This window comes from Trujillonella humicola (assembly GCF_046233715.1).
Taxonomy (GTDB): Bacteria; Actinomycetota; Actinomycetes; order Mycobacteriales; family Geodermatophilaceae; genus Trujillonella; species Trujillonella humicola.
In genome coordinates, this window is record NZ_JBJNRJ010000059.1 from 22,421 (window position 1) to 31,806 (window position 9,386).

Below are 9,386 nucleotides of genomic sequence, written 5' to 3' on the forward strand. Positions count from 1 at the left end.
CGGACGCGCGGGCCGCCCGGTTCAACCGCAGGCCGGTGCGCTCCCGGCGACGTCCAGCTGGTGGGCCAGGTAGAGCAGCTCCCCGGTGGCGAGCTGCCGGCGCCGGGCGGCGAGCCAGTCGACGAGACCGGCCGGCGCGCCGGGGCCCTCGAGCTCGTCCTGCACCGTCTGCAGGATCGCCTCGACGAAGGACGCCTCGTCGGCGGGGTAGGTCCCGTCCGGGCCGGCGAGGACCACCCAGTCGGAGGAGCCCGCAGCCGCCACCGGGGCGCCGGCGGCGCGCAGGTGGGCGACGAGGTGGCGGCCGGTCCGGCTCTCCCCGGCCGGACGGCCGTGCCGGACGCGGGTGTCCATGCTGCGGTGGTAGGCGCCGAGGACGTCGTCGTCGTGCGGGTGGCCGGGCTCGAAGACGCTCTCGCCGTCGAAGTTCACCGTGAACCAGTAGGCGCCGCCCGGGGCGATCAGCCGCAGCAGCCCGGGCAGGACGGCCGGGACGTCGACCACGTCGAGGAAGGCGTGGGCCACGAGCAGGTCGGCCGGTTCCCCGGACCCGCCGTCCAGGAAGTCGCCGAGCTCGGCCTCCACCAGCCGCACCCGCAGCCCGCCCAGGCGGACGCCGTCGGTGAGGACCTCCGCCGGCAGGCCGGCGGTGCCGGCCCAGCGGCACAACCAGTCGCGGGAGTCGGCCAGGAGCTGCCGGTCGACGTCGAGCAGGGTGTACTCGCCGTCGGTGAGCACCCCCCACCCGAGCAGCCGGGCGACCATGGTCCCCAGCCCCGCGCCGACCTCGAGGACCCGCAGCGGTGCGGGCGGGAGCAGCCCCCGCAGCGTGTCCAGGACGGGGCGGTTGAGGGCCCGGTCGTCGACGGTCCGCTTGGCGGCCAGGTAGCGCGTGTACGGGTAGGCGCTCGTCGTCGCGGTGGGGGTCATCGCTTCTGCGCCACCAAGGCGTACTTGCGCACCCGGCCGCGGGCCAGCCAGTCGGCCCAGAGCTCGTGCGCGGCGAGGAGGTCGGCGAGTGCGCCGGCCCCGATCCGGTCGCCCAGCTCGTCGGAGGCGGCGCGGTAGCAGCGCAGCAGCGCCGCCGCCGTGGCGGCGTGGGCGGCGGTCCACTCCTCCCGGTGGGTGACGGTCAGGCCGGCCGCCCCGAGCAGGACGGTCAGCTCGCCGAGCCCGACCAGCCGGACGGTGTCGGCGGCGGGCATGCGCTCCCGCTCGGCGGCGGTGAGCGGCGGACCCTCCTCGAGGGTGCAGGCGAAGCGGCCGCCGTCCCCGAGCACGCGGGCCACCTCGGCCAGCAGGGCGGCCTTGTCCCCGAAGGCGAGCATCGTCTCGAGCAGCAGGACGACGTCGGCCGGGCCGTCCGGCAGCGGCGGCACCTGTGCCCGCTCGAACGAACAGGGCAGGTCACCGGCGAGCTCCCGGGCGGCGGCCAGGGCACCGGCTGACGAGTCGACGCCCCGGTACCGGCAGCCCAGCTCCGCGGTGAGCATCCGGCCGGGACCGGCGGTGCCGCAGCAGATGTCGAGGACCGCCACGCCCGGACCGATGCCGGCCCGGGCGGCCAGCCGGCGGACCTCGCTCGCCCGGACGAAGCTCTCCTGCCCGACGTACTCCCCGGCGGGGAAGGCGGCCGCCGCGGCCCGGGACAGCGCGGCGCGGTGCGCCTGCTGCCCGTCCTGCGCCGCCGTCCGGGATCCCGCGCTCATCGCACCTCCGCGTGCCCACCTGCCCAGGAGCACGCAGCGGCGGGCGAACCGGTTCACCGGCCCGCCGACCGGCGTCCTGGGCCGGGAGCGGGTAGGACGGGACCGGGCGCCGCCGGCGTCCCCACCCGCCCGCCGAACCCGCGAGGACGCCGATGCCCGCCCCGGACCTGGACACCGACCCCTGGCGGGTCCGCGAGCCCCGGGTGCGCCCCGACGCGCTCGCCGTGGCCGAGTCGCTGTTCAGCCTCTCCAACGGCTACCTCGGCGTCCGCGGGACCCTCGACGAGGTCGAGCCCTCGGAGATGCGCGCCACCTACCTGTCCGGCGTCCACGAGACCCACCCGCTGTCCTATCCCGAGGGTGGCTACGGCCACCCGGAGGAGGGCCAGGCGATGATCACCCTCGCCGACGCGTCGCCGCTGCGGCTGCTGGTCGACGGCATCCCGCTCGACGTCCGGGAGATCCGGGCGCAGGTCCACGAGCGCTCCCTCGACCTGCGTGCCGGCACCCTCGACCGTCGGGTCCGTTGGACGACACCGGCCGGCGCCACGGTGGAGGTGACCTCCCGTCGGCTGGTCTCGCTGGCCGAGCGGGCGGTGTGCGCCGTCCGCTACCAGGTCCGGGTGGTCGAGGGCGCGGCGCACGTGCTGCTGCGCTCGGAGCTGGCCGCGGGCTCGGTGATGCCGTCGGGGGTGGACAACGACGATCCCCGGGTCGCGCCGATCCTGGACGAGGCGTTCGAGCTGCGGGCGCGGCTGGCCGGCGCGACCGGCGGCGCGCTGGTCGAGCGCACCCGGCGCTCGGGCATCACGGTCGCGGCCGCGGTGGACCACGTGGTGGACGCCGGCCGGGTCGACACGACCGCCGACGACGAGCACGTGGTCACCACGGTGGCGGCTCACCTGCGCGCCGGGGAGACCCTCGCCGTGGTCAAGGTGGCCGGCTACGGCTGGTCGTACGACGCCGGGTCGGACTCCGTGCTCGGCGAGGCCTCGGCGGCCGTCGCCTCCGCCTTGGACCTGGGGTGGGAGGGGCTGCTCACGGCCCAGCGGGCGGTGCTGGACGAGCTGTGGGCGACGGCGGACGTCGAGGTCGACGGCGACCCGGAGCTGCAGCAGGCCCTGCGCTACGCGGTCTTCCAGCTCTGCTGCTCGGCCGCCGGCATCTCCGGCGCCCCGGTCGGCGCGAAGGGCCTCACCGGCCGCGGCTACAGCGGGCACACCTTCTGGGACGTCGAGGGGTTCGTGGTGCCGGCGCTGACCCTGCTGCGCCCGCGGTCGGCCGCGGAGCTCCTCCGCTGGCGATCGGCCACCCTCGACCTCGCCCGCGAGCGGGCGCGGACGCTGGGCATGGCGGGTGCCTCCTTCCCGTGGCGGACGATCAGCGGCCGCGAGGTCTCCGCCTACTGGCCGGCGAGCACCGCAGCGCTGCACGTCAACGCCGACATCGCCCGCGCCTTCTGGCTGTACCGCAACGTCACCGGCGCCGACCTCGACGAGGTCGGCGGGCTGGCCGTGCTGGTCGAGACCGCCCGCATGTGGACCGGCGTGGGGGCCGAGGACGCCGACGGCGGCTGGCACCTGTTCGGGGTGACCGGGCCCGACGAGTACACCGGCGTCGTCGACGACAACGTCTTCACCAACCTGATGGCGCGGCGGAACCTGCGCTGGGCAGCGGACGCCTGCCGCCGCCAGGAGGCGCGGGCGGCCGAGCTCGGGGTGGACCACGCCGAGATCGCCGCCTGGCGCGCGGCCGCCGACGCGGTGCACGTGCCGTGGGACGAGGGCCTGGGGGTGCACCCCATGAACGCCGGGTTCACGTCCTACCGGGAGTGGCCCTTCAAGCAGGACCCCGACGGCGCCCCGGTCCAGGACCACCACCACTACGCGACGTTCTACCGGCGGCAGGTGCTCAAGCAGGCCGACCTGGTCCAGGCCCTGTGGTGGTGCCGTGCGGAGTTCACGGCCGAGCAGGTCGCCCGCGACCTGGACTACTACGAGGCGCGGACGGTGCGCGACTCCTCCCTGTCGGCCGCCGTGCAGTCGGTCGTCTGCGCCGCGGCCGGGCACCCCGACCTGGCCCTGCGCTACCTGCGGGAGTGCGCGCTGGTGGACCTGCGCGACGTGCAGGGCGACACCGCCAAGGGCCTGCACCTGGCCGCGGTCGGCGGGGCGTGGCTGGCGCTGGCCGCGGGCCTGGGCGGCCTGCGGGAGGACGGCGAGGAGCTGGAGCTCGCCCCGGTGCTGCCGGCGACGCTGTCGCGGACGGCGTACTCGGTCACCTGGCGCGGTCGGGTGCTGCGGGTCGAGACGACCCGCGAAGGCACCACGGTGACGCTGCTGCGCGGGGAGGGGCCGGTGGCCGTCGTCGTCGACGGCGCTCCGCTCCGGGTCGCCGCCGACGCGCCCGCCACCGCCCCGCTGCGCACCCCGGACCCGCTGCTGCCCGAGCCGCGCCAGCCGGCCGGCCGCGAGCCCCGGACGTGAGCGTCAGAAGGGTGGCGGGTCCTCGTCGGGGGGCTCGGCTCCGGGGAGGGGTGGGCCGGTGAGGACGCGGGTGCCGGTGAGGGGGAGCAGGGGTGGGTCGCTGCCGGGAGCGCGGGATCGGCGGTGGGTGTCGGCGCGTCGTCGGCGGTGGGGGCGGCTGGTGCGGGTGACGCCGCTGGGGGTGGTGACGGTGAGGGTGCCGTCGGGGGCCAGCTGGTAGGTCCAGCCGCCGGCGTGGGTCTTGAGCCGGTGGTGCCGGCGGCACAGGCAGCACAGGTTGTGGCAGGCGGTGGGCCCGCCGGCGGCGTGCGGGATGACGTGGTCGGCGTCGGCCCACACCGCCCGGTTGGCGCAGCCGGGGTGGCGGCAGGTGCGGTCGCGGGTGTGCAGGTAGCGCACCTGCGCCGCCGACGGCCGGTACCGGTGTACGGCCGGTGGGGTGGTGAGGATGGGGCAGCCGCAGCAGGTGTGGGGGTGGGTGGGGCAGCCGCGGGCGGCGGCGGCGCGCAGTTCGGTGTCGGTGGCCACGGCCAGCAGCCGCCCGTCGGTGTCGGTGAACGCGTACCGCAGCGCGCCCTGGGCGGGGGCGCGCAGGCCGATCGCGTCCAGGTCCGCGAGCAGGCGGCGCAGGTGGGTGGCGGTGATCGGTTCGCCGTCGACCTCGGCGGTGGGGGCGGGCACCGCTCCGCGGGTGAACGCCGCGGGGACCGGCCCGCCGGCGGCCAGGAACTCCTCCACGGTGAGCGCGGCCGTCAGCGCGGCCAGGGGCACGTCGACGGTGAGGGTGGCGGTGACCGGGGTGCGGTCGGCGCCGGGTTGCAGGATGCGGTCGGCCAGCGCTCCGGCGCGCAGCACCCCCAGCGGCCGGGGGTCACCGGCGGTCGTCGCGGCCCGGGCGTCGGCGTCGGCGGTGCGCCGGCAGGCCACCGCCAGCTCGTGCGGCATGCGGGCGACCAGCTCGCTGACCCCGTCACCGAGCGGGCGCACGGTCACGTCGCAGCCTGCTTCGGCCTGGGCGCGGCGCCGGTCGGCGGCGGCGGCGTCGCGGGCGGTGAGCTCGTGGCGGACCGCGGCCTCCAGCTGGCGGATCGACAGCTCGGCGGCGGCCGGGAGGACGGCGGCCTCCACCTCGGCGATCACGGCCGGATCCACGCCGCGGGCCTTCCAGCCGAGCTGGTCGGCCAGCACCCGGGCCCGCGGCCAGTCCAGGGTGCCGGCGTCCAGGGCGGCGAGGGTGGCCGGCAGCTTCTCCGCCAGCGTCGCGGACCGGTCGACCAGCTTCCCGGCCGCGGTGCGCGAGCAGGCCAGCACGGTGGCCAGCTCGTCGGCGAAGAACTCGCTCACCCCCTCCGGCTCACCCGGGCGGCGCTGCTCGTCGTCGCCGTGGGTGTGGCGGGGGTCGGGGCGGGCGGCGGCCAGGCCCAGCACCGCCCGCACCCGCAGCCCGGCCAGCATCGCCTCGGCGGCGGTGATCTGCTGCAGCAGCGCAGCCTCCTGCGCACTGCTGCGGCGCGGCGGCAGCATCTCCGGCAGCGTCTCCGGCACCCACCCCGGATCGGTCGGCAGCGGCTCCACGTCCCGCTCCGGCGGAGCGGCCAGCGGCACCACGGTCACCCCGACCGCGAACTCCCGCACCCCCGCCATGACCAGCACGCTAGACCGGGACTACGACAATTTCCGGGCCGCCGACCAGGGGTTCAGCCGGCGAGGCGACCGCGCCGGACGGCCCGGGCCCACGGGGGATGGCCCGGGACGGACGCCGGCGCGGCCGCCTCACCCCTGTCATCGCCGGTGCCCGCCGCAGGGGTGCGCACCGTTCCCACCCGTCCCGGCGACCCCACCTGCCGCACCGGAACCCCGCCGAGCCCTTCCCTCCGGGGCGTCGCACCCGCGATCGTGGTGTGCGTCACAGCTGCGCTCGAGGAGGGGAGATGGCGGACGTCCACGAGAAGGGCGGCGTCGACGGCGGGGTGGTCGTCGGCCACGACGGCTCCGCGTGCGCGCAGGAGGCGCTGGTCTGGGCCGCCGACCTGGCCGCACGCGCCGGCCTGCCACTGCACGTGATCCGCTGCTGGCACATGACGACGGCGCCGCGGCCGCGCACCTGGGAGCCGGGCTACGTCCCGCCGCTCGCCGACTTCGCGCAGGCCGTGCGCGAGGAGCTGGACGCGTGCGTGGCGCGCGCCGGGCTGGACCCGCGCCTGGCGGTGCGCACCCACGCGGTGCACGGGCCCGCGCCGGCGGCGCTGCTCGCGGCGGCGCGCCGCGCGGACCTGCTGGTGGTCGGCGCCCGCGGGCACGGCGGCCTCGCCCGCCGGCTGCTGGGCTCGGTGAGCGACTCCTGCGTCCACGCCGCGCCGTGCCCGGTGACGGTGGTGCGCTCGGGCACCCGCCGGTCCCGGACCGGCCCGGCTCCCGCAGTGGCGGACCCGGCACCGCCGGGCTGAGGGCCGACCGCCCCTGATCCGTCAGGCGCCGTCCAGCACCTCGACCGCGTCCCCGAGGCCGACGGGGCCGGGCTCCTCGACGGTCGCGTACATGCCGAACACGGCGGCGCCGTTGTCCGGCAGGTGCGCGACCGGGGTGGTCAGGTCCTGGGCGAGCTCGCCGCGGTAGCGGACGATCGCCTTGAGCGTGCCGAAGTCGACCTCGCCGGTCTCCGGGGACTCGTTGGTGACCACGCAGCGGGGCACCGGTCCGACCACGCGCACCGTCGCCCCGCCCAGCCGGACCTGCCGGCCGGCCCAGGTGTCCTCCTCGTGCACGTCGCACCCGTCCAGCTCGACCAGCATCCGGAAGCGCCGGTGGTCCAGCACCTCCCCACCGGGGGCGACCCGGCGCAGGTGCTCGATCGTCGCCGACGACACGATCGTCACCGGGTGGACGTCGACCCCGGCCCCGGCGGTGTCGGTCGCGACCAGGTGCACGGGCACGCCGACGAACTCGCTCAGCGCCGCGTCCCACGGGCCGGTCACCAGCCGGCCCGGCACGCCGCGCCCGTAGAAGTCGGTCACGACCGGCTCGCCCAGCTCCGCCGTCGTCCCCTCGACCGGGTCGCGGCCGGGGATCCGCAGCGACAGGTGCCCGCGGCCGGCGTCGTACTCGGCGCTGATCCGGACCAGCGGGCCGTGGTGCTTGCCGTTGAACAGCCGGCCCCGGGCGTCGACGAGGTGGAAGCGCCGGTTCTCCTCGACGCCGTTCGCGGTGATCAGCACGCCGGGAGGCGAGTGCAGCGCGGTGCCCTTGACGGGCGTCGTCGACAGGCGGGAGACGACGGGCATGGTGCTCCGATCCGGGGAGGGGCGACGTCCGAGGGTAGGCAGCGCGGCCCGCCGTCAGCCCACCACCCACGTGTCCTTGGCGCCACCGCCCTGGGACGCGTTGACGACCAGGTCGCCCTCGGCCGGCGACACCCGGGTGAGGCCGCCCGGCAGCACGACGGTCTCGTCGTCGACGCAGAAGGCGAACGGCCGGTAGTCCACGTGACGCGGCACGAGCGCGCCGTCGACCACGGTGGGGTGGGTCGACAGCGCCACGGGTTCCTGCGCGATCCACTGCCCGGGCGCGGCGAGGACGGCGGCGCGGGCCCGCTCCAGCCGGTCGGCCCCGGCCCGCGGCCCGATGAGCACCCCGTGACCGCCGGAGCCCCACCGCGGCTTGAGCACCAGCTCCGGCAGCCGGTCCAGCGCGACCCGGCGCTGCGCCGGGTCGCCGAGGTCGTACGCGGGGACCGAGCGCAGCAGGGGCTCCTCGCCGAGGAAGAAGCGGACCAGGTCCTCGACGTAGACGTAGGTGCGCTTGTCGTCGGCGACGCCGCTGCCGAAGGCGTTGACGACGGTCACCGTGCCGGCGCGCAGCGGGCCCAGCAGCAGCGCGCCGAGCTCGTTCGGCCGGCCGTCGTCGCCGGTCAGCCGCTCCTCGCCGGTGCGACGCCAGAGCACGTCCACCCGCCGGCCGTCCGGCAGCGCCAGCACGTCGCCGCGGACGACGAGCTGCTCCGGCAGCACCACCGGCGCGCCGGCCATCTCGCCGAGCCGGTCGATCTCCCACGGGATGCCGCCGCGCGGCCCGTCGCCGAGCACGGCGACCACCGGGTCGGCGCGGTCGGCGGCGGCCGCCAGCATCCGCCGCATCGCAGTGACGGCGGCCTCCCGCACGGGTGCGGGGCCCGGCCGCACGCCCAGCCGGGGCGCCACCAGGTCGCGCGCGGCCAGGGCGAAGGCCAGCAGCGACGGGGTGCGCACGTTGTCCTCCAGCACGACGAGCCGGCCGTCGGCGCCGCGGACGAGGTCGGGTCCGGCCATGCCGATCCAGCGGCGCGGCGTCGCCAGCCCCGGCGCCAGGTAGATGCTGGTGTCCAGCACCTCGGCCGGGACGACGCCGGCGCGGACCGCCTCGCGCGGGCCGTGCGCGTCGGCGACGAGCGCCTCCAGCGCCCGCAGCCGCTGGTGCAGGCCGGCGGCCACCTGCTCCCACTCGGCCCGCAGCACCACCCGCGGCACCGGGTCCAGTCGGAACGGGTGCTCCTCGCCGGCCATCCCGTGCTCCAGGCCCAGCCCGGCCGCCGCCCGGGTGACGTCCGCGGCGAGCCGGCCGGGGCCGTACGCCCGGACGGCGGCCAGGGCCGCGGCCGCGTGGTCCCGGTCGCCGCCGCCGGGCAGCAGCGCCTCGTCCAGCGGCGCCGGCGGGCCGGTCACCACCTCCGAGGTGCTCACGCCGCGGCCCGCAGCGCCGCGGCCCGTTCCGCCGCGGCCAGGGCGGCGCGGGCGACCCACCGGCCCTGCTGCGGATCGGTGACGTCGAAGCCGAACGGAGCGTTGGCCTCCAGCGCCACCGACCGGCCGTCCGGCTCGACCAGCACGTCGACGCCCATCAGGCCGCCGCCCAGCGCGGCGACCATCCGCCGGGCCAGCCGCGCCAGGTCCGGCGGCGCCTCGTACACCCGCGGGTAGACGGTGCCGGAGGTGACCAGCGCGCCGTCGGACCGGGACTTCTCGTAGGCCGGGGAGGTGGACGTCGGGGTGGCGAACAGGCGCACGCAGGCCGGCTCGGCGATCCACTCCTGCAGCAGCGCGGCGCCGCGCCGGTGGCCGCCCTCGGCCTCGTGCGCCCCCCCCCCCGCCGCCCCCCCCCCGGGCCCCCCGCCCTGCACGCACACGACCAAATTCACCGCGCCCCCCCCCCCCCCCCG

8 protein-coding genes are annotated in these 9,386 nt (G+C 77.6%); 2 read left to right on the plus strand and 6 right to left on the minus strand.

Features of this window, described 5'->3' with window-relative positions; all coding sequences use genetic code 11:
* Positions 1 to 21: 21 nt before the first annotated feature.
* On the minus strand, positions 22 to 930 hold the full coding sequence (locus ACK586_RS21540) for a class I SAM-dependent methyltransferase (RefSeq protein ID WP_409332562.1): 909 nt from the start codon (positions 928 to 930) through the stop codon (positions 22 to 24).
* A complete protein-coding gene (locus ACK586_RS21545; RefSeq protein WP_409332563.1) occupies positions 927 to 1,709 on the minus strand; it encodes a class I SAM-dependent methyltransferase in 783 nt (260 codons plus the stop codon). The genes ACK586_RS21540 and ACK586_RS21545 overlap by 4 nt, the downstream gene beginning before the upstream one ends.
* A 152-nt stretch (positions 1,710 to 1,861) precedes the next feature.
* On the opposite strand from ACK586_RS21545, the gene ACK586_RS21550 reads away from it, so the two are divergent.
* Positions 1,862 to 4,195 (plus strand): glycoside hydrolase family 65 protein, encoded by a 2,334-nt coding sequence (locus tag ACK586_RS21550; protein WP_409332564.1) that lies wholly within the window; start codon positions 1,862 to 1,864, stop codon positions 4,193 to 4,195.
* A 3-nt stretch (positions 4,196 to 4,198) separates the two neighbouring features.
* Here ACK586_RS21550 and ACK586_RS21555 read toward each other — a convergent pair whose 3' ends face one another.
* Positions 4,199 to 5,839: an HNH endonuclease signature motif containing protein gene (locus tag ACK586_RS21555; protein ID WP_409332565.1), complete on the minus strand. Its 1,641-nt coding sequence runs from the start codon at positions 5,837 to 5,839 to the stop codon at positions 4,199 to 4,201.
* 287 nt (positions 5,840 to 6,126) lie between these two features.
* Here ACK586_RS21555 and ACK586_RS21560 point away from each other — a divergent pair, with 287 nt between their 5' ends.
* Positions 6,127 to 6,642, plus strand: a complete 516-nt coding sequence (locus ACK586_RS21560; RefSeq protein WP_409332566.1) for a universal stress protein — start codon at positions 6,127 to 6,129, stop codon at positions 6,640 to 6,642.
* A 21-nt stretch (positions 6,643 to 6,663) separates the two neighbouring features.
* Here ACK586_RS21560 and ACK586_RS21565 read toward each other — a convergent pair whose 3' ends face one another.
* The 3 genes from ACK586_RS21565 to ACK586_RS21575 form a co-directional block, all read right to left on the minus strand.
* Entirely contained in the window at positions 6,664 to 7,476 is an 813-nt protein-coding gene (locus ACK586_RS21565) for an MOSC domain-containing protein (RefSeq protein WP_409332567.1), read from the minus strand.
* Between the two features lie 54 nt (positions 7,477 to 7,530).
* Complete coding sequence (locus ACK586_RS21570; protein ID WP_409332568.1) at positions 7,531 to 8,910, minus strand: circularly permuted type 2 ATP-grasp protein; 1,380 nt, start codon at positions 8,908 to 8,910, stop codon at positions 7,531 to 7,533.
* Positions 8,907 to 9,386 (minus strand): hypothetical protein (locus ACK586_RS21575; protein WP_409332569.1); only part of this gene is annotated, 480 nt, incomplete at its 5' end. The genes ACK586_RS21575 and ACK586_RS21570, both read right to left, overlap by 4 nt.

Bases quoted from the DNA above. Each gene is read 5' to 3' on its own strand.
- ACK586_RS21540 (WP_409332562.1), bottom strand. From the start codon at position 930: ATGACCCCCACCGCGACGACGAGCGCCTACCCGTACACGCGCTACCTG.
- ACK586_RS21545 (WP_409332563.1), bottom strand. From the start codon at position 1,709: ATGAGCGCGGGATCCCGGACGGCGGCGCAGGACGGGCAGCAGGCGCAC.
- ACK586_RS21550 (WP_409332564.1), top strand. From the start codon at position 1,862: ATGCCCGCCCCGGACCTGGACACCGACCCCTGGCGGGTCCGCGAGCCC.
- ACK586_RS21555 (WP_409332565.1), bottom strand. From the start codon at position 5,839: ATGGCGGGGGTGCGGGAGTTCGCGGTCGGGGTGACCGTGGTGCCGCTG.
- ACK586_RS21560 (WP_409332566.1), top strand. From the start codon at position 6,127: ATGGCGGACGTCCACGAGAAGGGCGGCGTCGACGGCGGGGTGGTCGTC.
- ACK586_RS21565 (WP_409332567.1), bottom strand. From the start codon at position 7,476: ATGCCCGTCGTCTCCCGCCTGTCGACGACGCCCGTCAAGGGCACCGCG.